At 67.7% G+C, this 24,434-nt stretch carries 9 protein-coding genes; 2 read left to right on the top strand and 7 right to left on the bottom strand.

Going from position 1 to position 24,434, the window contains the following annotated elements; translation table 11 throughout:
- Nucleotides 1–250 precede the first annotated feature (250 nt).
- The 3 genes from ACWCO2_RS23775 to dapA form a co-directional block, all read right to left on the bottom strand.
- Nucleotides 251–694: a hypothetical protein gene (locus ACWCO2_RS23775; RefSeq protein WP_450129961.1), complete on the bottom strand. Its 444-nt coding sequence runs from the start codon at nt 692–694 to the stop codon at nt 251–253.
- Nucleotides 695–741: 47 nt separating this feature from the next.
- Nucleotides 742–1,893 (bottom strand): hypothetical protein, encoded by a 1,152-nt coding sequence (locus ACWCO2_RS23770; RefSeq protein WP_450129960.1) that lies wholly within the window; start codon nt 1,891–1,893, stop codon nt 742–744.
- Between the two features lie 181 nt (nt 1,894–2,074).
- On the bottom strand, nt 2,075–2,971 hold the full coding sequence (gene dapA, locus ACWCO2_RS23765; protein WP_450129959.1) for a 4-hydroxy-tetrahydrodipicolinate synthase: 897 nt from the start codon (nt 2,969–2,971) through the stop codon (nt 2,075–2,077).
- Nucleotides 2,972–3,043: 72 nt separating this feature from the next.
- On the opposite strand from dapA, the gene ACWCO2_RS23760 reads away from it, so the two are divergent.
- Nucleotides 3,044–3,955: a LysR family transcriptional regulator gene (locus ACWCO2_RS23760; protein WP_450129958.1), complete on the top strand. Its 912-nt coding sequence runs from the start codon at nt 3,044–3,046 to the stop codon at nt 3,953–3,955.
- 305 nt (nt 3,956–4,260) lie between these two features.
- On the opposite strand, the gene ACWCO2_RS23755 is transcribed toward ACWCO2_RS23760, so the two are convergent.
- Nucleotides 4,261–4,446 carry a helix-turn-helix transcriptional regulator gene (locus ACWCO2_RS23755; protein ID WP_450129957.1) on the bottom strand — a complete coding sequence of 62 codons (186 nt, stop codon included), beginning with the start codon at nt 4,444–4,446 and terminating at the stop codon, nt 4,261–4,263.
- A gap of 380 nt (nt 4,447–4,826) precedes the next feature.
- Between ACWCO2_RS23755 and ACWCO2_RS23750 the strand changes: the two genes are divergently transcribed.
- Nucleotides 4,827–5,114 carry a hypothetical protein gene (locus ACWCO2_RS23750; RefSeq protein ID WP_450129956.1) on the top strand — a complete coding sequence of 96 codons (288 nt, stop codon included), beginning with the start codon at nt 4,827–4,829 and terminating at the stop codon, nt 5,112–5,114.
- 162 nt (nt 5,115–5,276) lie between these two features.
- Here ACWCO2_RS23750 and ACWCO2_RS23745 read toward each other — a convergent pair whose 3' ends face one another.
- The 3 genes from ACWCO2_RS23745 to ACWCO2_RS23735 form a co-directional block, all read right to left on the bottom strand.
- Nucleotides 5,277–6,224 (bottom strand): hypothetical protein, encoded by a 948-nt coding sequence (locus ACWCO2_RS23745; RefSeq protein WP_450129955.1) that lies wholly within the window; start codon nt 6,222–6,224, stop codon nt 5,277–5,279.
- A gap of 40 nt (nt 6,225–6,264) precedes the next feature.
- Nucleotides 6,265–6,768 (bottom strand): type VII secretion system-associated protein, encoded by a 504-nt coding sequence (locus tag ACWCO2_RS23740; RefSeq protein WP_450129954.1) that lies wholly within the window; start codon nt 6,766–6,768, stop codon nt 6,265–6,267.
- 77 nt (nt 6,769–6,845) lie between these two features.
- Nucleotides 6,846–24,401 (bottom strand): scabin-related ADP-ribosyltransferase, encoded by a 17,556-nt coding sequence (locus ACWCO2_RS23735; RefSeq protein ID WP_450129953.1) that lies wholly within the window; start codon nt 24,399–24,401, stop codon nt 6,846–6,848.
- Nucleotides 24,402–24,434: the final 33 nt, after the last annotated feature.

The following is a 24,434-nucleotide window of genomic DNA, read 5'->3' as shown; positions in this document are numbered from 1 at the left end:
GCCGGGCCAGCGAATCCCACGGGAACTGCGGCAACTGCGGACCGCGGGGCCCGGACGTCGCATCCGGGCCGCCGACGAAATCCCGCGACACACTCACGACCCTCTAGTGCGACCGCGCCGCGCACCCGGGCGCGGGATGGGTGCGCAGCGCGGTGCGGCCCCGGTCCGCGGGAAGGACCGGGAGTTCATTCCGCCGGGGACGCGATTTCAATGGAAATCGGGGAGCTGATCTCCATTGAATTCGCGATTCCTAGGCGCGGATGGCGGTCATCATGATGGTCTGCTCGGCGGGGTCGACCCGGCGTTCCGGGCGGCGGATCGGCATCGGGGCGGTCGGGCGAGCGGCTGCGTGCCGGGCGGGCTGGCGGGGAGTCCACCGTCGCGGCGCGGCTTGCGGAGGGACGACCGGGATGACGCCGGTGTCGGCGGCCTGCCGGTCGAGCTGGTCGACGCAGGTGGTGTCGTCCCCGTGGGATTCGATGGCCTCGCGCAGGATCCGCCGGTCGTCGCTGGAGACCAGCAGTTCGCGACGGGCCGCGAAGGCCGCCAGCGCCTGGGCGGCGCCCAGCACGTCACCGCTGTCCAGTTGGTTGCCGATCATCGTGGCGAGCCGGTCGGGCATCTCGGCCCCGAAATGCAGGAGCACTCCGTCCAGCGCGTCGAAGCCGGCTTTCGCGTCTACCTCGGCGGGCATGAAAACCCCCTGCTCCCAAACGAACACGGTTTCCTCCGTCAAGAATCTCAAGCGCTGCAGCCGAGTTTGATCTGCGCCGCGGCGTGACGCGCGTAGGTCGGCCCGTCCTTGTTCCAGTCCGCGCCGCGCGAGTGCAGCTTGATCGTCAAACGCCCGTCGCTGACCGGGAATCGGCCCACGTCGACCCACTGACCCTGCTGCCGGACCTGGTCGACGGTGAAGTCGCCGACCGGGTTCGACGTCTGGTCCGTCTGGTAGACGGAGTAGTAGCTCGGCGCGCCGCCGACCCGCGTGATGCCGCCCTGGGGGACGAGCACCCACGCCTGGCAGCTGCCCTGCCGGACGTCACCAGTAGTGAACCGCCAGACCGCGGCGTTGTCACCGTCCTTGTTCGGGTCACCCGACATCGGCATCGAGTCGAACGAACCGTTGCAACCGTCGGCGGCGTGCGCGCCGGAACCGGCGGTCTTCCATCCCGCGTCGCCGTCGGTGTAGTAGCCGGGACGGCTGAAGTTGCCACCCGCGCAGCCCGGTCCGCTGACCGCGGCGAAGGTCGGCCCGGCGGGCGGAACGGGGGTCTCCTGGGCGCGGACGGTGTTGTCCCCGGCCGACGGTGCGGGCGGCGGAGTTCCACCCTGGGCCGGGGCCTGCGGCGGGTTCTGGTTCACGACGGGCGGCGCGGGAGGCGGCACCTGCTGGCCGGGGTTCGACTGCTCCTGCGCCACGCCCGGTACGAACCCGGACTGGGCCTGCGCGTCGTCCTCGAACGCGGCGGCCAGCGGCGGTCCCGTCCGCGGCCCGTTGTCCTTGGACAGACCCATGACCAGCAGCGGAACGGACAGCAACACCAATCCGGCGACGGCCGCGGCGGCGATCACCGGCTTGGACACGCGATTCCCGGGCCGCGCCGCCGGAGCCTTCGGCTGCTTGGCGGCGACGGTCGGCGCGGCGACCACCTTGGTCTCGGCCTTGGCTTCAGCCTTCGTCTCGGTCTTGCTCTCGGCTTCGACCTTCCCGCTGGTGGCGACGACCGGGTCGACCAGCGCGGATTCCTCCACGGAGGACATCACCTGGGTGTCCGCGGCGGCGGCCCGCAACTCGCCGTCGGCGGCCTCGGCAACGGCGCTCGCGCTGACGCCGGAGGCCTTCTCCCAGGGGTGTTCACCTGCTGCGGACGCATCCTTGCCGCTAGGGCTCATCTGTCGGTTCCCATCGGTTGAGTCGTTCCAGCCGAGCCATCGCCAACTGCCCCCAGCGGATGCCCGGTCACGCGCAACGGAGCGGGTGCGAAGCCACCAAACCCCTGCCCAAAGCCTGGTCAACACCGAGCAGACGAACAAGTAACCGAATACAGGGACAAGCGAGGGGACCGAAGCAGGATCAAGCGGGAACTGCGGTGGTTTCGAGTGCTTCGGTCAGGCGTTGGTGGTGGGACGGAGTCGGTTCTTGGAGGGGGAGGCGGACCGTTGTGTGGGGAATGATTCCGAGTTCTGCCAGGGCTGCTTTGGCCATGATGGCCCCTTGTGAGGTGCGCATGATGGCGTCCACCACGGGGATCAGTCCACTTTGGATTGATCGGCCCGTTTCGAGGTCGTTGTCGCGGACTGCTCGGATGAGTTCGGCGTTGCGGTCGGCGAAGACGTTGCCCACGACGCTGACCAGGCCGGTGGCTCCGGAGGCGAGGTAGGGCAGGTTGAGCTCGTCGATGCCGCAGTAGTAGGCCAGCGAGGTGCGGCTCATGACCGACATCGCTTCGAACAAGTCGCCTTTGGCGTCCTTGACCGCGCGGATCCTGGGGTGTTCAGCGAGTTCGAGCAGCGTGGGCATTTCCAGCGCTGTGCCGGTGCGTGCGGGGACGTCGTAGAGCATCACGGGCAGCTCGGTGGCGTCGGCTACTGCCGTGCAGTGGGCGATCACTCCGGCCTGGGTCGGCTTGGAGTAGTAGGGGCAGACGAGCAGCAGTGCGTCCGCGCCCGCTGCTTCGGCTTCGCGGGCGCGGCGAACGCTGGTGGCGGTGTCGTAGGTGCCGACTCCCGCGATCACCCGGGCTTGGCCCTGCGCCCTGGCCGCGACGGCGCGGATGAGCTGGGTCGTTTCGGCGTCGGTCAGGGTGGGCGCCTCGCCGGTGGTTCCGGCAACGACGATGCCGTCGCAGGCGGTGGACAGCAGGTGGTCGACGAGGTTGGCGAGCCCGGTTTCGCTGATCGTTCCGTCCGGGTTCATCGGGGTCGCCATCGCGACGAGGTTGGAGCCGAAGAGCAGGTCAGCGCGGTTCATGATTCGATCCTGGCGCCATCGACAGATGCGGTCCAGCGATGCTTTCTTGCCGATATTACGTAGTATTTCTTCATGATCGAGGTGGGCGCCTTGCGGGCGCTGCGGTCGGTGGCCGCTCTTGGAACGCTGGCGCGGGCAGCCGACGAGCTCGGGTTCACGGCTTCGGCGGTGTCGCAGCAGATCAAGCGACTGGAACGCCAGGTCGGGGTGCCCGTGCTCGCGCCCGCCGGACGCGGCGTGGTGCTCACGCCAGCTGGCCAAGCCATCGTCGATGCCGCGCCCGAGGTGTTCCAGGCGTTGGAGCGCTGTGCCGAAGCCGCGCAGTCGGTCGCGGACGGCGCTCCACAAGGGACACTCCGCATCGTCGCGTTCTCAACCGGCATACGCGGACTTCTCGCTCCCACCATTCCACGACTGTCGGCGCGCTATCCGGAACTCCGCGTGGAGATCAGCGAGCAGGATCCCGACCAGGCCCTCCACAGCATCGACGCGGGGACTGCCGACCTCGCCCTCGCGCACGACGCCGACGGGCTGCCGGTCCCGCTGTCCCCGTCCCTGACCCGGCGATTCCTGCACACCGACATCGGCGACGTCGTCATGGCCCGCACGCATCGGCTCGCGAAGCTGGACCGGCCGCTCACCAGCGCAGACCTGGTCGGCCACCGGTGGGTGACCAGCCCGCCGGGAACGGTGTGCCACCAGTGGTTCCGACGCCTGTTCGCGGACGTGCCGGAAGAACCCGACGTGTGCCACTCGGTGGACGACTTCTCCACCCAGCTGTCCCTGGTCGCCGGCGGCGAAGTCCTCGCCCTGATCCCCCGCCTCGCCCGCCCGCCCCTCCGCGAAAGCCTCGTCTCCCAACCGCTCCGCCGCCCACCCCAACGCGAGGTACACGCGGTGTGGCGAACCAGCGCCAACGCCAGCCCAGCAATCCAAGCCGCCCTAGCAGAGCTGGAAGCAGCCGATCAGCCCAAAACCCCGTGAGCACTTTCTGGCGCCATAACCCACAAAGCACTCACGGGAACCAGCCCGGACGCCCGGCGTGAACATCGTCCAGACCACAGTTTCAATTGAAACTGTGATCCGCCGTGGGTGGGTTTTACAGTTTCAATTGAAACTGTGGTTCCGGAGCGCCCGCAGGCACAGCGCCGGGCTCGGGGACAGGAACTCACAGCGGCGAGGCGTGGAGTGCGGGAAGTCGTGAGCGTTTTGGGGTGCTATGAGGCCCCAAATTACTCACGAGGACGCGCTCGCCGCTCATCGTGAGCGGCGCTCAGGCGGCGTTGCCTTCAGTCGTTCTGCTGCTTCATCTGATTCACGACGTCATCCCACAACCAGCGGTGATGCCCCGTCGGCAGCGTCAGCGACGGCTTCAGCAGACCGTCGCGCACATAGCGGGCCAGCGTGCCCGGCGTGATACCCAGCCGCTTCGCTACCTGCCCAGTTGTCAGGTACTGATCTGACTCGCTTGCCACAGTTCGAAGGTATGCACCCATTCAGGCGACTGCCAGCCATTAGCCATGTTCGATACGATCTCGATCAGATTCCACGATTAACACGATTGTCCGATTTTGAAGGTGACGAGCGATCCCAGCACTGCTCGAACACGGCAGCGCGTTCCAGGTGGCCGAGACGTACCCGACGGTGCTGGTCGAGGGGCGGCGTTGGTACGTGTGCCGGGTTGCCGGGCCGGGATGCGCGAGGTTCCTGGCCGACACCGGGCGCATGGCCCTCGACGCCCTCGAATGGCACGAACAGGTAAGCCACGCAGCCACATCGACCTGCCTGTGTTGCGGCCGGCCAACCTCCAGCCTCAGCCCTGAACTCATCAACTCGCCCATGAGGAGTTTCTGACATGGCCACTGCGCTGCCCGGGATCGTGATGATCGCCTCTGGCGTCGTGTTCTACCTGTTCACCATCTGCTGGATGACCGATCGACCGCAGCACTCCGGCGGCAAGGAAGGCGACCTGTCGGTGTGGCAACTCATCGCACACGTCGAAGCCGAGCAACAACAGGAACCGGTCGGCCGACACCGACTTCGCGAACCTCGACCTGAACCGCCACCACCCGCACCGAGCGTTCCAGCACCACCGCCGCTGGAACCTCAGCAGCGAGTCCTCGAATCGCTCACACGTCTCTGACTTGACGTGCTCGCGCGAAATCCGCGCGGACACCCCTCAGCCGGGCCCCCGTCGCAGCCTCCCCGACTACGCGACGCGGGCTCCAACGGCCGGTCGGCGCGTTGTCCCCCTCCCCCGACGTGCCGACCGGCCACCCCCTTCACCGCGGTGATCCCTCTCCGATCAGGCTGGTTGGGGGGTGTTTTCGAGGGCCACCATTGCCACCCATTCTCTGCGGGTGGGGGTTCGGGCCTTCGGGCCTGACTCTGCGATGTGGGTGCGGAGTTCTGGGGGTAGCGCGATGCCGTGGTTGGCCAGGTAGTACGTCGTGAGGTCGGACCAGATCCAGGTGCCGTCGGTGCGGAGGGTGATCGGGACCACCGGTTCCTCGCCGCCGGTGAGGAGGTCCGGGATGAGTTCGTCCTCCTCCGTCAGGGATTCGCCGGAGTTCAGGTAGGCGATCTGGGCTTCGCGGTCCGGGCCTTCGGGTTCGCGCTCCGGGTTCGTCTCGTCGAAGCGGGCGAGTTCGATGGTGGGCTGCGGGCCGACCGCGTAGATCTCGCGACCCTCGACCAGCGCCGCCGCGTGGTAGTAGAAGTCCAGCGGGCTCTCCGGGTGGAACACCTCCACCTGGGGACTGGGCACGCCCTCGTTCCACAGCCGGTCGGCGAGTTCGGCCGCCAGCACGTGCGGATCCGCCCCCGCCTGGGTTTCCACCAGGTGCACCAGGCGGCCCGTGCGCGTGGTGTCGCCCTCCGGGAGCCGCAGCGTCTGCCACGCGGTGTGCTTGCCCGGTTGCGACTCCAGGTACTTCACGACGACGTTCGCGCAGGACTCCGCGAAATCGCCCTCCGCAGGGCCGAACTCCCACGCCACCACCGTCCCGCGCGCATCGTCGGGGATCTGGGAGATCAGCTCGACCAGCGCCGGATCCGCACCGTCGAGCAGGACCTCGCGGGCCTCCGGTGGCATCGGGTCGTAGCTGTTGTGGAAAACCTCAGCGATCAACCGCGCCGCGTACGCCCACTGCCCGTCGGCCAGCCAGCGCCGCGCCTGCCAGACCACGTCGTCGGGCAGCAGCGGCGTGAGCCGGAACAACAGCTCGTGCCGCGCCTGGTCCTGTTCACCCATCCCGCACCTCTCACCAAAGCCGAGTAACCGATACCGGGGACTACGCCACGGCCTTTCGCACCGCACCCGCGAGGATGCGCATCGACGCCGCCGAGCCGGGGTTGACCAGCACATCGACGCCTTCGTCCGGCAGCGCGCGGGCCAGCTCCGCGGCGGTCGCATCCCGCCAGCCCGCGACCTGAACCCGGTCGCGGTGCGCAGGTGCTGTGGTCACCAGCATCGAGGCCGTCCCGTCGGGCGCGGGTGCGACCACCAGGTCGCCCTCGTCGCCGATGGCGATCCCGAACACCGCATCGCGCAGCACGGACAGCAGCTGCTCGGCCGCCAGCTCGCCCTTGGTCGCCAGCTGCAGCGCGGCGTCGACCGGATCGGTCGGCGAGTTCGGAGCGGACGGCGCGTAGTCGGGGTTCGCGTGGAAGCGACCGGTCGTGCCGTCGGCGTCGACGTGCCAGCCGCCCACCACCGCCTCGCGCGGCGGCTGCTGCGGGTCGCCGCTCCAGGCCGGGTCGATCAGGAACACCCACCGGGGTTCTTCGGCATTCAACGCAACGGCCTCCCACCTGCGATCAACGTCTCCGAGGATCGTCCCCGCCGCGGCCCGCCGCGAGTCCCGGAACTGGGCTAGGGGCGGGTCACCTGGCGGTCGAGCTTCTCCCGCAGCTCCGCGAGCACCTTGGTGAACTCCGCCGTGTCGCGGTTCTCCAACGCCTTCCGCAGCGGCTCCTCGAACGCATCCAGCCCGTTCCGGTCCACCACCGCGACGGCGCGCCTCTTGGACTTCATCTCCAGGTAGGAATCGATCTCCGCTTCGATCACCTCCGCGGCCGCCCGGGACGCGTACTCCGGCGGCATGCCTGCGAAAGCGCCCGCGTTCAGCACGATGTCGCCGGACCGGTAGGTCACGCCCGCGAAGGTGCCCTCCTTCTGCCCAACGTACTCGTAGCCCATGATGAACTTCTGGTCGACACCGCCCGCGAAGGTGATCTCGCGTTCATGCGGCTTCTTCGAGCCGAAGGACAGCGTCTTGTTCAGATCGATGCCGCCCGGCGCGAAGATCCAGTAGCGCCAGTTCGCCGAGGCGATCTTGAAGTGCCTGCTGAGCGTGGCGGCGACGTACATGGAGCCCGCGTTCCCGGCGGAATACTCGATCAGCGAGACGTTGTGGCCCGCCAGTGACGTGTTCGCCATGTTGCGGGGGCGGAAACCGGGGGCGTCGAGGTCCTTCGGACTGGCGCTGCTGATGATCTCGTTCGGCGAACGCCGGTCGACCCGGAAGGTCAGCTTCGGGTTCGCCAGCACCACCGGGCGCGGGTGGATCAGGTCGACCGGAACGTTGCTGCCGACGGGCGCCGCGGGTGGCTGGTTGCTCGTCCACCCGTACGCCGCCGAGGTGTCGATGCCGGGTTCCACCGGCAGGTACTTGCCGATCGGGGTGGTCGCCAGCTCGACCGTCCCGGTCAGCCACGTGTACCCGCCGTTGATGACCTCCGCCTTGAGCGCGGTGTCCGGAACATCTGCCGCGGTGACCTCGATCGTGCCGTTCTGGTGCGCGGTGCGGGTCCAGCGCCCGTCCGCGCTGTGCTGGACGAGGTGGCCGTCCCGCATGTGCGGCGCCAGCCAGTTCTCGCTGCTCTCCTGGGCGAGGTGGTAGCCGTCGGGGGTGAGCTTCTTCTTCCCGCCCAGCGCCATCGGCGAGAAGTTGAACGAGTCGGCATCGGTCTTGGCGTAGTACTGCGTGCCGTCCGATGTGGACTTGATCTCCGCGTCCTCCAGACCCTCGGGCGGAGGGGTGTTCTCGCGGACCAGGACACCCGCCTTGACCTCGCCGCCGATCAGGCTGATCTCACCGGTGCTCGGCTGGTAGCTCAGCTCCCGGAAGTACAGATCGGCGTCCTCTTCCCGGCCAGTGTTCCGGTGCAGGAACTCCAGCCGCACTTCGTCACCCTGAGCGCGCCAGGTGCCGAAGTGGGCCGCGCCGACCTTGTCCACGAGCAGCACCTGGTCGCTGTTCTGGGCCTGCACGAAGTAGCCGACGTCCTCGCCGTCCTCGTTCTTGATCTCCTTCGGCTCACCCCAGTCGCCCTGGAGCACCTCCGGTGCGGCGCCCTCGCTCGGCGAGTGCTGCTCCGGCTGCTTGTTCGCCGGGCCTTCGTCCGCGGAGGAGTCACCGTCGTCGGCGGGCTTCCCGTTCAGCGCCTGGTGCAATTCCTGCTGCACCTTGTCGACTGCCGGCCCGCCGCCGTTGCGGAACGCTTCCGCGTAGCGTTCGCGGAACGCCGCCAGTTGCGACTCGTCCAGGTCCGGGGCGCGCCGGTGCTCGACCTTGTACGCCCGCACCTCCGCCTCGACCAGCTGCTCGGCGAGGAACTCCGGGCTGTTCTTCCCGGTGTTGTTCGGCGACTCGTCCGACGGCCCTTCCGGCTTGATGTCCCGGATCACGGGTAGCGGATTCGACTCCAGAGGCCCGTTCTTCGCCGACCAGACGACGGTCTTCGGCGCACCGGAATCGTCGACCTCGGTGACCTCGACGATGTCCTTCTGCGGAATCGTGTCGAGGAAGGCCACCTCCCTCTCCCAATCCATGGCCATCCACTTGATATCGCGGGCCTTGAAGGTCTTCTGGATGTCGATCCCCGGCCGCGGCGCGACGAACTCGTAGCGATACCGGCGGCCGTTGTGGCGGTATCCCGGGTCGGTCGTGGTCGACACGTACTGCGACCGGCCGGTCGTGGTGACGTGGCTCTTGATCGTGTCGCAGTAGCTCGCGTCCTTGGGCTGCAGCCCGTACTTCGCCACCAGGGCCGGGTGCTCGTTCAGCCACCGGAACACGGTGATACCGGGCTCGGTCTGCACGAATCCGCCGGAGATGTCCTCCTCGTGCAGGAACTCGTTCAGCTTCCCGTCGAACGGCGGCTGCTGCAGGGCCTCCGGATCGGTGGTCGTGGGAACGGGATCGACATCCTTCGCTTCGCCGGTGTTGTCGGCGTGCTGCGCGGCGGGCGACAAGGCGGTGAAGACCGCGTCCTCCATGTTCTGGACCGGCGCGGTGCCCACGTCCTGGGGAGTCTCGTCCGTCGTCGAGCCGTCCTGGTACCACCGCACTGACTGCCCGGAGTCCTGCTGCGTCGCGTCGGGCGTGGTGTTCTTCGGCGCGGTTTCCGGTGCAGGCGGGGTCGGTTCCGCGTCTCCGAAGGTGTTCCAGGTGCCGCCGTCGGCCAGGGCGGTGATGGGCGTCGATCCGTGCAGCTTGGTGCCCACCGCGCTGCTCGGCGCGTACACCGCGCCGCCGTGGCCGAACTGGGCGATCGCCTGCTGGAAGTCGTAGGCCGATCCGCCGGGTTCGTTGAGCTTGCCGGACGAGCAGGCCAGCAGCTGGTAGTCGCGGTTCTGGTTCGCGGTGAAGAGGGTGGAGTTCGACACCACCTTGGCGAAGGCGTCGCCGGTCAGCTTCACCTTGCTGCCGTCTTTGTGCGTGACGGTGAAGAACTTGTCGGTCGCGTGGGCGTTGACGACGAACGGGCTCCGGTCGGAGTTCCAGGGCACGGACTGCAGGTACTGGGCGGCGGAGTCCGGGGTCTGCACCGCCTTGTTGACCAGGTCCCGGTCCGAGGACGGAACGGAGTAGTTCGTGGTGGGCGCGGATTCGGCTGCCGCCGCCCACTTCTTGATGTCCTGGAGCGAATCGCCCTCGACGAATGAGATGCCGATCAGCTCGCCGTTCTTGGACCGCAGCTCGTGTGCCTTGACCTCGCCCACGTTGAAGTAGACGGGCTTGCCGCCGACGAAACCCTGGACCAAGTCGTCGTCCTGGCTCGGGTTGCTCGACGGTTCCGGCTGCGCGTTCTCCACCGGCTTGGTGTTCAGCTCGTCGACGAACAGCTGCTGGATGTCCTGAACAGGATCATCATCGTCGACCTGCGACGCGTCATCCGACACCTGCTCGACGTGTGCGTTGTCCTGGCCGGACTGCGGAAGCGGCAGGCCCATGGCTTCCGCTTCCTCCTTCGTGAAGGACAGCACCTGGCCGCCCAGGCGCACCGCGTCCTGGTGGTGCACCGTCTCCTTGCTGAAACTGGAGGTCGCTTCGGCGGTCGCGGTGTACTGGACGTCGAAGGAGTACACGTAGCGGATTTCGCCGCCGTGCTTGGTCCGGCCCTGCAGGTCGATGCCGTCGTTGGTCTCCTTGGTCGTGGTCTGCTTGCGACCGTTGACGGCGTCCGGAGCGATGTAGCCGACGTCCTGCATCGTCACTTCGCCGAACCCGTACAGGTGGCCGGTGCTCTTGGACGTCGTGTCCGCGGAGGAGAACACCCCGCCCTGCAACGACTCGCCGCCGCTGGTACCCACCGCTGTCTGGAAGACGGGGTTGGCCAGCTTGTACTTCAGGCCGACCGCGTAGTCGCTGGCGGCGAACTTCTCGGCCAGTTCCAGGAAGGCGGTGACCTGCCCGGCCATGAAGTCCTTGGGGTTGCTGAGCATCGCCGAGCCGGAGAACAGCTTCTCCAGCTGCATCCGGTGCGGGCTCGCGGGCCCGGCGAACCGCTGCGCGGCCGGGAGCACCTTCTCGCCCGACTTGGCCGCCCCGCTGATGGCGTCGGCCGTCAGGTCGATGACGCCGTCGAGGTTCTGCTTGACCACCTGCAGCGACTTCGAGGCCAGCACCGCCTTGGTGACGTCCTGGTCGTCCGAGGTGAACTGCTGGCCCGTCTGCAGCTCGTTGTCGGTGCTGGGGAGGTCCAGCAGGTACTCCGGCATCCGCAGCTTCGCCGTCGCCTGCACCGTGCCGAGGTCGACGGGCATCGTCACCGGTTCGGCCTGCATTTTCCGGAAGTAGCTGGGCACGATCGTCTCGTACAGGTAGGAGCCGACGCTGTACTGCTTGATCTCGTAGTGCAGCGTGACCGGCACGTCGACCTCGACCTCGGCGCCGCTGCGCTCACCGCGCGCACCGTGCTGCTGGGCGAACCCGGTCGACAGCTCGGTGGTCTTGGACTTGTTCCGGCCGACCTGTGCCGACGGGCCCGTCAGCACAGCCGGGTCGGGGGTGCTGGGCAGCGCGTTGAACGCCGCGGTCAAGGCCTTGCTCTTGGTCGACGAGATCTTGTGCTGGGTGCCGGTGGACCGCTTGTTCTCGGTGATGGCGTCGCTGCCGGTCAGCGGCCGGACCATCGAGTTCTGGTTCCAGGAGGCCGCAGGTTCCGCCCAGACGTGCAGCGAGAAGAACCGACCGCCCCACTTCTTCGGCGAGCGGAGGTAGAACGTCTCACCGCCGTTGAGCAGTTTCTGCTGCACAGCAGGGTGGTCGAGCTGCTTGATCTGCTGCACCGCCACCTGGTTCTCGTCGCGTACCAGGGCCGGCGCGTGCTTGGCGAGGGCGTCCAGGAACGGCTGCCCCAGCGGCTGCTGGTCCTGGCTGGTCAGCTGCTGCACGGTGATGTCGGCGCTGACCGACTTGCCGAGGTCGACCAGGCCCGGCGTCGGTCGGGACGTACCGCCCGGTGGCGGGGTGTAGGTGTTGTTGATCCAGTTCTCGGCGTCCCGCTCGGTCATCACCAGCACGTGGGAATCGCGCATCAGGTAGCTCTGGGTCTTGGTGCTGCCCTGTTCCGGGTACGGGTTGAGCACGTCGCCGTGCAGCGCGTGCTGACCGGCGTTCACCTGCTGGTCCACCACTGCGTGGGCCAGCACCATGACCAGCCGCTCCCCCGGGGCGACCTCCTGGGTCGTCTTCAACGACCCGCTGTGGGACCCCGTCGTCCCGGTGCCCTCGTCGCTGCCGTAAGCGGCGGTGAAGTCGATGCCCACCGCGCCGAGCTGCCCGTTGACGCCCCCGCCCTTCGCGCTCCCGTCGCTGAAGGAGGCGTTGCTGCTCAGCTTGTTCGCATTGTTGATCTTCAGCGCGCCCGGCGGGACCGGGCCGAGCACCTTGGAGCCGTACAGCTTGACGTTCGCGCTCTCGGAGACGACCAGGTCGTAGCGTCCCCAGAAGCCCGGCTTGGTTCCCTTGGCAAGCAGCTGCGGCCCGTGCTCCGCCGCGGACATCGCGGTCACGAACGCGCTGGGTTCGGTCAGGACGTGAAACTTCGAGCCCCCGAGCAGCGGCAGCTTGGCCCAGGGCGACTTCTGCTCGCCGGCACCGGCCAGCTGGAGGTCCTTCGAATGCGTCTGGAACAGCTGGTCGATCTTCTCCACCGGCGACGAGAGGACCATCGCCTTGCCCGGTTCGAGCTGCGGTCCCAGCGTCGAGAGGTCCGCACCGGCCGGGAGGACCTCGGTGGTCCCGGGGTGCAGTTCGCCTGCGTGGGCGGCCTTGAACTCCGGGACCAGGTACTCCGCCACGGTCTCGACCGTGCTGGTGTCGGTATTCGCAACGACCTTCTTGCCGGACACCTTGACCTGGACCTCCAGGTCAAGGTTTTGCTGCAGCAGCACCGCCGGGCCGCGGTAGGAGGCCTTGGTCTCGTGCGCGGCGGACGATCCGGCGGCCGACCCGGTGTTCCACGACTTCCGGGCATGACCACCGAGGTTGGCGTTGAAGTACAGGCGGCTGCCCAGGCCCGCCGCGAAGTTCCGGATCCGGAACCGGCCGCTGAGCAGGCCGCTCGTGCTGATCTCGTTGCCGATGCTGTTGCTCACGGACACGTCGGTGCCGCGGGTGCTGGAGAGCGAGGCGTGCTCGATGTGCTCGGCCGCCCGGATGTCCTTGGGCTTGCCGGTGACCGACACCTCGAACTTCTTGCCGCCGAGGTCGAACTCGACCTTGTGGGCGTGCTTGTCCCGGTCGCGGGCCCGCTGCTGCTCGTTCTCGGTGAGCTGCTGGTAGATCTTCGGCCACTCGTCGTCGGTCAGCTGGATGCCCTGCTTGGCCAGCTGCGCCTCGAAGTCCTCCAGCGCCTCGCTCGCGGACTGGTCGCTGTGCACCGCGTACTTGTGGCCGCGCAGGTCCACCTCGGTGCTGATTGAGGTGGTGCCGACCTTGAAGGTCTCGCGCACCAGCTTCACCGGGTCCAGCGAGGCGATCTTCTCCAGCGCCTCGTCGTGGAGCTCCTTGCGCTCGGCGGCCGTCAGCGAGGTGTCGGTGATCAGCACGTGGTCCACCGCGCGGAGCGCGTTCGCCATCACCTGCTCGGCACCGTGCAGGTTCCGCAGGTCGGTCAGCCTGCCGTTGCCGACCAGCGTCTTGTAGTCGCGCTTCTGCTGCGGGGTGAGGTCCGACCCCTCGGGCAGCGGCGACCGGTGCGGCACACCGTCCATCGCGGCCTTGAGCAGGTTCTCGAAGTTCGTGACGTTCTCGTCGCGCACCCACACGTAGGCGCTGATCACATCGCTGCCCGGCGACTTGCCCGGGCGCGCCTTGCCGTCGATCTCGATCGACGTGGTGTGGTCCAGCCTCAGGTCCAGCCGGTACTGGGTGCCGCCCGAGGAGTAGAAGCCCTTCTCCTTCAGGTAGGACTTGGTGCCCGCGCTGGACGACTTGCCCTGGCTCGCGCCCATGCTCAGGTCGAGGTTGCCGCCGAACTGCACCGGCAGCAGCGCGCTGGCGACCTTGGCGAAGGTCTCCAGCACCCGGGCCGTGATACCGAAATGGAAGGCGCCGCTGCTCGTGGTGGTGGAGGTGAACCCGAAGTTGCGCCGCCGGTTGGTGCCCGCGTCGATGGTGCCGGTGCTCACCTTCTGGAAAGCCGTCAGGTGCACGTCGCCGGTGGTCTTCAGGTCGATGCGCTGGTCGTTCTTGGTGAGCTTGTTCCGCACCTGCTGGGCGACGGCGTCGGCTGCCGGGGGCAACTTCTGGAACGCCGGGCGGTTCGGGTCCTTCGGCACGACGCCGGACACCGGGACGGACAGCTGTGCGGTCACCCCGCGCAGGTAGTTGTCCATCAGGCCGGCGTCGGAGAGCCGGTCGGCGAAGTTCTTGATCGGGCCGCTGGCATGCGGCACCGCGTTGGCCACCGCACCGAGGACCTTGTCCTGGAAGGAACCGAGGTTGGTGTAGCCGGCCACGCTGACGATGTAGTTCTGCGCCCCGACCGGCACCGGCGGGGCCTGCCTGCCGGACCGCAGCGAGTGCAGCGGGGCGTCGGTGGCCTTGGTGCCGACCGCCTCGGGCGGGTAGGCGAGCTGCACCTTCTCCGGCAGCTCGCCGATCATCGTGACCGAGTCCGCGCCTGCCTGGTGCAGCGTCGCGCGCACGTCGAACCCGACCTCGAAGACATCGCTGAACCGGGTCTTGCGGACGTGCAGGTTGCTCTCGGTCTCGGTGGTGCCGACATTGTTGGCGGTCTCCCCGGACATGCCCGCGAAGGGCAGCACGTAGAACAGACCGCCGGTGAAGGCGTCCGCGATGACCCCACCGGTCAGGTTCACCCCCAGCTTGTGGGCGTGGCTGGCGGAGGCGCCGGTCGAGGGGGCCGTCTCCAGCACGGTCTTCTGCACCGGACTGCCCGATTCGAGGTTGGCCAGGTGGGTGGCCGAGTTGGGGGTCAGGTCCAGCGACAGGTTCCGGCCGCCGCCCAACGAGAGCCAGATCTTCTTGCCCAGCAACCCGTTGAGCCCGTCGCCCGCCGCCAGCTTCTCCAGGTGCGCCTTCAGCGCGACCTTCTCCTGCGGGGTGAGCGGGTTGGCCGGGTCGTTCGGGATCGCGTCCGCGATCATGTCGACCAGCTTCTTGCGGGCCGCGTCGAGGTCGGCGACCGAGTGCTCACCGACCTTGACCAGGCCGGCGTCGGTGGTGACCGCCTTGTCCCTGGACAGCGGAACCGGAGACCGCTCGTCGAACGGGGAGCGGACGCCCTCGTTCAGGATCTCGTTCGACCCCTCGCCGGAGGTCTGCTGCTGGCTCGACTGGGCCTGCTGGCTCGACTGGCCCTGCTGGTTCGGCAGATTCAGCTGCTTCAGCCGGTTCAGCCGCTCCTCCAGGAGTGCCATGTCCGGCAAGCTTGACTTCGACGACTCGGAAAGCAGGCTCGCGCTGTCCGGATCGGACTCCACCAGCACCTTCCCGTTGGAGTCGTCCAAGACCTTCGTGCTGGTCTCGTCCAGGAACTTGGTCGAGCCAAAGGGAAACGAGGCCTGGATCGGCGTGCTGAACTCCATCTCCGAGAGGTTCAGGCTCTCGTTCGACCCGGTCAGGGCGTCGGGCTGCGGCAGGTTGTTCTGCAGGGACTGCACCATCGCGTCGAACGCGTCGGCGTCGTTGGTGTCCGCCAGCTTCAGCAGGGCCGCGTAGTAGGCCGCGAGCTCCTGGTCACCGCCGGTCAGCTCGTCGGCGTTGGTCAGGGTGTCGGTGTTCGTCGGGTTGTCATCGGCGCCGTCCCAGAACGTCATGTCGTTCCCGTTGGCCGAGCCGCCGGTGGACCGGGTGTCGCCCGCCGCGTTCTGCTGCTGCGCGAGGAACTTCGCCGCGTCCGCGGTGTCGACGTCGAACGCCGCGCTCTTCTCGTACAGCAGCGTCAGGTCGTCGACCTTCGTCCACTTCCCGCCGCGCAGCTGCTTGTGCACCTCGATCTCGTAGACGACGTCGGAGTGGAAGCGCTCCAGCGTCGCCTTGGACGCCTTCTCGTTGCCCTCCAGCTTGAAGCTGCTCTGGTTGCCGTCCCGGCCCGCGCCCTTGTAGTTGAGCTGGATCGCGGCGTTGTTGTTGGCCGGTGGCTGCATCGCCGCGTACCCGAACCCTGCGTAAGCGCCCTGCTCGTCGGTCGTGGCGTAGTCCGTGGCGCGCTTCTGGTCGTGCTTCTGCTGCTTGGCGGGCAGGTCCCAGGTCGCGTCGTGCACCGGGTTCGCGAACCGCATCTTGACCTTGAGCTGGACCTGCTCGTTGCGGGTCCCCTCGGGCAGCTGGAACTTCACGGCGTGCCCGTCCGGGCTGGCGAACGCATGCGAGTTGCCCAGCAGCACGTCGGCGGACAGCAGGGTGTCCAGCTTCGCCCGGTGCTCCGTGCCCGGCGAGAACGCGCGGTTCTCGCGGGTACCGGCCGTGCCGATCAGGGCACCGACCTTCTCGGCCAGGTCGCCGGGCATCACCTTGGCCAAGTGGAACGACGACGACCCGCGCACCTCGTCGGTGATTTCCCCGGGCACCTTGCCGGTCTCCGGGTCCACCTGCGCGGGGACGCCCTCCGACTTGGCGGCGGTGCCGCTGTTCAGCAGTCCTTCCGGCGCCTCCAAGCGAACCTTGCCGGTGAAGGTGTCGTCGATGTGCACGGTCCGCAGGTCCGGTTTCCGGAAGTACTTGCTCCCGGCGTGGCCGTTGGTCAGCTCACTCACCAGCAGCGCGGGCTTGGACACCTTGATCAGCTCGATCTTGAACTTGCCCGGCTGCTCGAACTGCGCCGCGTCGCCGGTGCGGCTGCGGTGCTGGTAGTTGTCCGTGACCGTGTTGCTGACCTCGACGCCGTCGGAGAGGTGCCCGCCAGCCACCACGGCCGGTCCGGTGCTGCCGCTCCCGCCGGGGAACATCGGGCGCGCGATGAGTCCGGCGTTGACCTTGGTCGACCGGGTGCCCTGGTACTCCACCGCGCTGCTGCCGGAGGTCTCCGCCGAACCGCCGGTGGGGTGGTTGACCAGCTGCACCGGATTGCCGTCCGGCACGAAGGTGACCTTCACCGTGTAGCGGGTGCTGCCGGAGAAGAAGTTGCCCCGGGTGAAGCTGTGCGTCCAGCCGCCGTTGAGGATGGCCCGGATCGCACCGGTGCTGTTCAGCCCGTTCAGCGCGCGGATCGCGTCGAACGCCGGCGGCCTGGTGCCCTTGGCCGTGTGCGGCGCGAGCTTCGTGAAGTGCTCCGCGACGGTCTTCTTCGCCCAGTCGGCCAGGCCCTTGGGGTCGTTCGGGCTCTTCGATGCGTCCGGGGTGAAGTCGACGACCTTGACGTCCTTGTCCAGGCCCTGGCCGAGCCCGTCGAGCACCGGCACCCCGTCGGGCTTCTCGACGCGCTCGACGTTCGTCGGCGTCCAGCCCTCCGGCGGCCGGAGCCCCTGCGCCACCATCTGCTCCTCGGTGACAGCGAGCACGGCGCTGTTCGGGAACAGGACTTCGACGTGGTCTTCGGTGGCCTTGACCAGCTTGGGCGCGAAGTCGGCACCGTGGTTGCTGCTCTGGCCCCAGAGCTCCTGCCAGGTGGCCCAGCTCATCGTGGCCAGCTGGTCCGCCTTGTACAGCAGGACCGGCGACGGGGTGGGCGCGCTGGTCACCTTGCCCGCGCCAGAATGCGTGTCGCGCGCGCTCTTCTCCGCCTGGTAGCCGAAGCTCACGCCGAACTCGCCCACGCCGAACAGGGCCGAGAGGCCCAGGTCGAAGCCGGCGCCCACGCCCTTGCCCTCGTGCACCGCCTTCTCGCTCGTGTTGACGTGCTGCAACGTCATGCCCTCGGCGGGGCCGAGGGGTGTGGGGTTGAAGTACTTGAACTCGATGCTGCCCGCGCCGCGCCGGTCGAACAGGTAGCCGCGTTCCGAGCCGGAATTGCGCGTCTGCGGTCCCTGCCCCGCGGACTGCTCGGCGACGTCGAACCACTGGCGAGTCAGGTCACCCGCGTTCCCGTACTTCTTGGTGAGCCACAGCTTCGAGTCGTTGCCGAGCTCGGTCTGCAGGTTCCGGAACTCGCCGTTGAGCTGCTGGTAGTGGTCATGTGACCAGACCAGCAGGCCGCCGCGCAGCTCGTTGTCGAAGGCGTTCGGGTTCTGCTGCTTGTACTCCGCGAGGGCGTCGCCGTGCAGCGGCACGCCGCCGGTCAGCTCCGACTGCGCGTTGATCAGGAACTCCGGCACCTGGTGGCCGGTGACCGCGTCGACGTCCACGGCGCCGATATCGGTCAGGATCTTCGACTGCGCGACCTTCACCAGATCGGACGGCTTGGCCACCACCTTCTTCAGCCGGTCGCCGAGGTTGACGTCCAGCGTCTCCTGAACCTGGACGTGGAAGGTGACGCCGCGCTCCACGACGCTGCCCGGCCCGGTGTACTTGACCTTGTCCTCGTGCCCGAACGCGGACAGGTGGCCGCCGAGCTTGTGGAGGTCGCCCTTGCCCTGGACGGTGACCCCGGCGCCGACGTAGTTCCTGCGCCCGAAGCCCGCCGAGGACAGGCGGGCGCGCACGAGGGCGGACAGCGTGCCGCGGATGCCGATCGTGTTCTTGTCCCGCTCCCGCTTGCTGGTGCTGTAGGAGCTGGTCCCGGTGGAGACGAGGTTGGTCTTCCGGTGCTCGGCCAGCACGTCGCCCAGCACGCCGTCGACGGTGATCTTGTAGTGCCGGTTCTTGTGGTTGACCGTCAGCTTCAGGGGCTCGTCGGGGAACTCACCTTCGTGGTGGGTGAACCGGTTGAACTTGGCGGCGAGGTCGCGCGCGTTGAGCGCGTAGAGCTGGCGCTTGAGGTCGCGCAGCTCGGCCGCGTCCAGCTCGACGCCCTGCTTCTCCAGGTGGCCGGTGATCAGGTCAAGGGTCTTGTCGAAGACCTGGTCGGCGTGCTCGATGTACTTGAGGCCGCTGACCAGGCCGTCGTTGGACACCGCGTCGCGCAACGCCTTGGCCCGCTGCGGGTCCAGCCCGGCCTGCGGCGTCGGCTCCGCGAGCTGGGGCTTCTCGTCCCGCAGCGCGGCGTCGAGCTCGTCGATCAGCGCCTGGTACTTCGACTCCTCGACGGCCACGTAGTAGGCACCGCCGTGGCTCTCGCCCAGATCCTGGGTGCTGGTCTTGGTCGAGCCGAACTGCCGCGTCTCCAAGTCCACCTGGAAACTCGTGTCCAGCCGGATGAGCCGCATCGGGGCCTCTGTGTCCAGCAACTTCTGCTTCGTCGACCAGGCCACCTTGTTGGTGTCGGTGTGCTTGCTGGTCGCACCGGCGCCGATGTGGACGGTGGGCACGATCTGCACGTTCGGCAGGATCTCGTCCGCGCCGCCGATCCGGATACCGGGCTCGGCGCCCATCGTGGTGCTGCTCTCCTGCAGGTCCTCCAAGGTGTTCCGGCTGTCGGTCCCGACGTTGCCGGTGAAGGGGCCCAGATCTTCGTAGCCGCGGAACTTCGGCTTGAAGTGCGCCGTGACCTCGGCGGGCTTGGTGTTCTGCCAGAACCGGAGCTTCGGCAACAACTGGCCGTGCTCCGACCGGTGCGTGATGGAGAACCCGTGCGGCAGGGACTGCGCCGAGGACTCCTCGAACTTCCCAGCGTTGATGCTGTCGCTGAGGTTCTGCCACAGCACCTTGTCCTGCCGGACGTGGTCCGGCACGTTGCCGAGCACGTGCTTGTGCAGGTCACCGAGCTTGACCATGTCGACCGCGGCGACCAGTTCGGTCAACTTGGTGGGCAGTTCCACCGAGTCCGAGCGGCTGGGGATGCCGTTGCGCACGGCGTCGGTCGCCGGGCCGACGTTCTCCTTCGGGTAGGCAACCAGCGCGGTGCCGAGCGGCGCCTGCCCGGCGAGGCCCGTGTTCCCGGTGCCGTCGGTCTTGGTGACGTCTTCCCAGTGCAGCACCGCGTCGACAGCGAAGACCTTCTTGGCCGAGCTGATCTTCATCGTGCCCGACACGTCATCGGAGTACCGGGTGCCGAACTTGTTCCCGCGCTCCCCGTTGAAGGTGGCGGTGGGAGTCACGCCGATGATGGCCTTGGCCGCGCTCAGCACCGCACCGATCACGCCGTTGAACGCCGTCTTCCGGGCGTTCTCGATGCTCTGCTCGAACTTCAGGCTGGACTCGGTGACGCTCTTCTGCTGGACGTTCGTGTCCGCTTCGGCCTGGTGGACACCGGTGAACTCCAGCTTCAGGAACATGTCCCGCTGGACCGTCTCGATGCCGTCGGCGGTCAGCTTCTGCGAGTCGACCTGGAACAGCTTGCCCTGGGAGAGGTCCTGCAAGAACCCCATCGCACCGCGGTTGTGGATGAGGCTGGTGAACTGCTCGACCAGGGACTGCTGCGCCACCTCGTCGCCCAGCTGCAGCTTCTGCACGACCTTTTCGGCGAGCTGCTGGTCCGCCTGCTGCCGGGTCAGCCCGCTGCTGGGCCCCGGCACGACGTCGAAGACCCGCAGCAGCCGCGTGTTGCGCGCCGCGATGAACCCGTCCCGCACCAGGCTGGTGGGCACGTCGTCCGGCAGTTCCTCGATCTTCCGCAGCGTCTGCTGGAAGTCCTCCTGCAGGCTGCCCGCCCCGTGCTCGGGCACCTCCAGCTTCGGGGTGTCCGAGAACTTGCCGAAGTCCTTGAGGAAGTCCTCGACCGACAGGACGTTGTCGAAGTCCGTCAGCTGCTCACCGGCGAACTTCTCCGCCGGCGAAGGCCGCGCCACGGTGTTCTGGTTCGAGCTGCTGGCTTGGGCATTCGCGCTGGTCGTGGCGGTGTTCGATGTCGTCGCGGTGTCGTCGCCGTCGAAGAAGGTCAGAGTTTCAGCATCATTGTCCTGTGTGGACTGAACTTTCCGGTGCGACGGTCCGGCCGATGTCTGGGTTCCTGCCGCGTTCGGCTGGACCATCGTGGCGGGCCTGGAGAACTCGGCGAGCGAGTGCGACCGGTCTCCGCCGCCGAAGTTCAGGTAGCGCAACGCCTTCTCGGGCAGCACGACCTGCTTCTCGTGGAAACCACCGCCCTCGTTGGACACCGTCGTGACATCGGTGACGCTGGTGACCAGGTTCGCCAGGTCCGGGTGGGACGCGAGGTAGCCGAGCGCGGAGGTCCAGATGACGGCGGGCTGCTCGTGCTTGGACACCAGCTCGTCGACCAGCGTCAGGTGCAGGTCGCCGTCGCGGCTGTGCAGTTCGCTGACCAGCGTCTGGATCACGTTCTTGGTCATCGCGATCGTCGCGGGGACGTCGTCGAGGCCGACCGTCGGGGCGGTCGATTCGGGGCTGTTCCACGAACTGCCGCTGCGCATCGCATCGCTCGGCGACTTCGGGAACTGCTTCACGTTCTCGAGCCCGAGCTCACCGGCCATCGTATCCATGGCGTTGGGGCCGGTCAGGTACATCACGGGGTGGCGGCGCGCGGGGAAGATGTTGATCGCGTAGTCGTGGTAGTGGGCCGGGCTGCCGTTCCGGTCGAGGTTCTGCTGGAACTCCGGGATCAGCTCGGACTGCGTCTTGAGGTAGTTGGCGCCGAGGTGGTCCAGGTAGAAGTCGGCGAACGGGTGCCCCTTGGCCATCACGAAGAGGTCGTTGCCCGCGTCGCCGTTCCTCCCGTGGACGTGCACGCCGTACCCCGGCCCGCTGGTGGCGACCTGGGCGGCGTCCGCGAAGTAGTCCTGGCCGGTCCGGTACTCGCCATCGCTGTACACGCCGCCGAAGCGCTTGAGCAGCTCCATCCGCAGGATGTCGCTGGCGGCGGCGTAACCGGCCTTGGTTCCCTTCACCGTCTCGGACAGGAACGGTTCCTGCAGCTTCATCGGTGCGGCGGAGTCGAACACCTCGTGGACGTTCGCCAGGATCACGCCGTTCTCCTTCGCCCACTCCTTCATCTCGTGGACGGCGGGCGTCGTCGGGTGCGCGAACTCGCCGCGCGGCACGTCGGTCCAGAGCACGACCTTGCCCTGCGCACCAAGGTTCCTGGCCGAGAGCTCCAGGTTGCTCTGCATCAGCAACTTGCCGCGGGCACTCGACGAGAGGTCGGTGATCGGGCCACCGAGCCAGATCGAGTGCCGCACGTGCGGCATCTCCAGCTGCTTCGGCAGCGGCGTGACGCTGGCGGGAGCCCACTGCTGCTGTTGGGCGGTGGGGTTGTAGGTGGCCACCGGGACCGAGCTGTTGACCAGCCCTTGAGGGGTCAGATCACCGGGATCGCGATCATCCGCGTGCGCGAGGTCGAGCTGCTCCAGCAGGTGGATGCCCTGCTGCGCGGTGAGGTTCTCGAAGCCGGGCCCGTAACTGCCGGTGGGCACGAACGAGTCCGCGGGCTTGAGCAGGCCGAACAGGTCCTGCTCAAGGACGGAGCCCGGGTTCCACTCCTGCTCGGCGATGGTCATCCCCTGGTCGAGCACCGGTGGCATCGCCGAGACGTCGTTGCCGGCGCCCAATTCGTCGTTGAGGGCCTCGTACGCCTCCGGCGCCATCGTGTTGGCCTGCTGGTTCAGACCGGCCAGGTCGTTGTCCAGCAGAACGTGGTCCAAGGGTTCGAGGCCGAACTCCTCCTGTCCCTCGGTGGGAGCGTTGTTCTCCTGCTCCTGCGGAGGCACCTGCTGCTCACCACCACCGGTCTGGTGCTGGTTCGGCTCGGAGCTGGTCACGACCGGCGTCGGCTCGGGGTTCGAAGTGGGCGGGCCGAACGGGCTCGCCTCCGTCGACATCGGGGGCGGGCTCTGCACCGCGGTGTTCGGGGTTCCGCTGAGGTCCGGACCACCTCCCATCTTCGGAGTGGACTGCGCGTTGGGTGTCGTGGTCGGGACGGGCTGCGGGCTCGCCGTCGTCTGGACCGGGGTCGGCGGCGCGACACCGTTGTGCGGCCCGGTCACGACCTGCTGCTCGTGCCCCGAGTCCTCGGACTGCTGCTGGCTCACCCCCTGGTCGTCAGGTTCGTTCGTCTCGATCAAGTCGGCGTCGAAGTCGTCGGTGTTGTCACGGGCGTTGTCCAGACCGGGTTCGTTCGACGCGGCCGCGTTGTCCGATGTGGACTGATTCGAGTCAGTGCTGTTCTGGAACTCGCCGCCGGCGTCCGAGGAGTTGTCGGAATCGGCCATCCACCAATTGATCGACTTCGACTGGCCCTCTCCGTTGTGCGGAGTGGAGCTCTCCTTCTGAACGCCGCTGCTGTTGGCGGACGACTCGTCGTGCAGCGAGGAATTCTCGTCCTGCGAACCGGTGTCGTTCGGTTGAACCTGGTGGTGCGGCGCACCAGCGTTGTTCGAGGCTCCCCCGTTGTGCGAAGCGGAACTCCCCGAGTGCCCCCCGTTGACGTTCGACGCACTCCCGCTCTGCGACGTGGAAGAACCCACCTGAACGCCACTGACGTTCGACGCACTCCCGTTGTGAATCGGGGAATTCTCCGTCTGCACACCGGTGTTGTTCGGACTGCTCGGGCTCGAGCCGTTCGTCTGCGAACCCGTGTTGTTCGAGGTGGACGTGTCCGCTTTCCCGGTGTCGCCGCTCGGGAATTCGCCGATCTTGTCCGAGTTCGGCGACCACTTCTCGCCGGTGTTGTTCGAGTCGACCAGGGTGCTGGTCTCGCTGTTCGACGGAGCCGTGCCAGCGCCGGAGCTCGGGCCACCACCGCCCGAGCCGCCGTTCGGCGAGCCCAAGCTCAACACCGCGTTCTTCAGCTTGTCGCTGACGGGGTCGCCGATGAAGTGCTCGCCGAGCTCCTCGGCGAAACCCATCACCGCGCCGCCGGTGAAGCTGTACCAGTTGACGTCGAAGGAGCCGTTCTCGTCGTAGTTCGTCAGGCCCTCGCTGAGCACGCCGTGCGCACCCATGACCGGGCTGCCCAGCCCTGACACGGCCGTCTTCTCCCAGAGGTCCTTGACGGTCGGGTTCGAGAACTTGACCGCGGCCCCGCCCGGCAGGTGCTTGGCCAGCTTGTCGAAGATGCTCTTGCCGAGCGCGTTCGCGCCCATCGACGCGATACCGCCCAGCGCGCCCGAGATCGCCGCGCCTTTGAGCGCCGAGTTGGTCAGGTCGTGGTTCCAGTCCCGGCGGGTGCCCGCGGCCAGCTGCTGCGCCTGGATCGCCGCGTCCAGCGCCACCGCGAACAGCAGCTCCATCGCCAGCGAGATGATGGTGTGGGCCACCAGCTTCAGCAGCAGCTTGAGGATCCAACTGGTGATCATCTTGATCGTCGGGATCTTCAGCAGCGACAAGCCGGCGCTCGGCACGGCCATCGCGATGGCCACCGCGATCTCGACGGCCATCAGGATCAGCTGCCCGATGGCCTGCCACTTCATGTACTCGACGTCCGCAGCGGTTTCGAATAGGAACTCGCTCATCGCGTCGGCGGCCTGAACTACGGCCTCGAGCGGCACGACGCCCTTGTCGTTCTTGACGATGAACCGCCGCACGTACTCCAGGAACGTCTGCTGGGCTTCGCCCTCGAAGTCCTGGTTGATCGCGTTGATCAGTTCGGCGATGTTGCCGTGCAGCGAACCGAGCTTGCCGGCGAGTTCGTGGTACCTGGTGGACAGCTCGCGGAGCTGGTCCTCATCGGCCTCCGGCCAGGACGACCCGGTGAGCGCGGCGAACGCCGTCGCATGTTCCGGCGGAATGTAGAGCGACAACGTTCACCTCCTCATGGTTCAACAGCCGTCCAC

This window comes from Saccharopolyspora sp. NPDC002376 (assembly GCF_053593195.1).
This window is presented reverse-complemented; position numbering and strand designations above follow the sequence as displayed.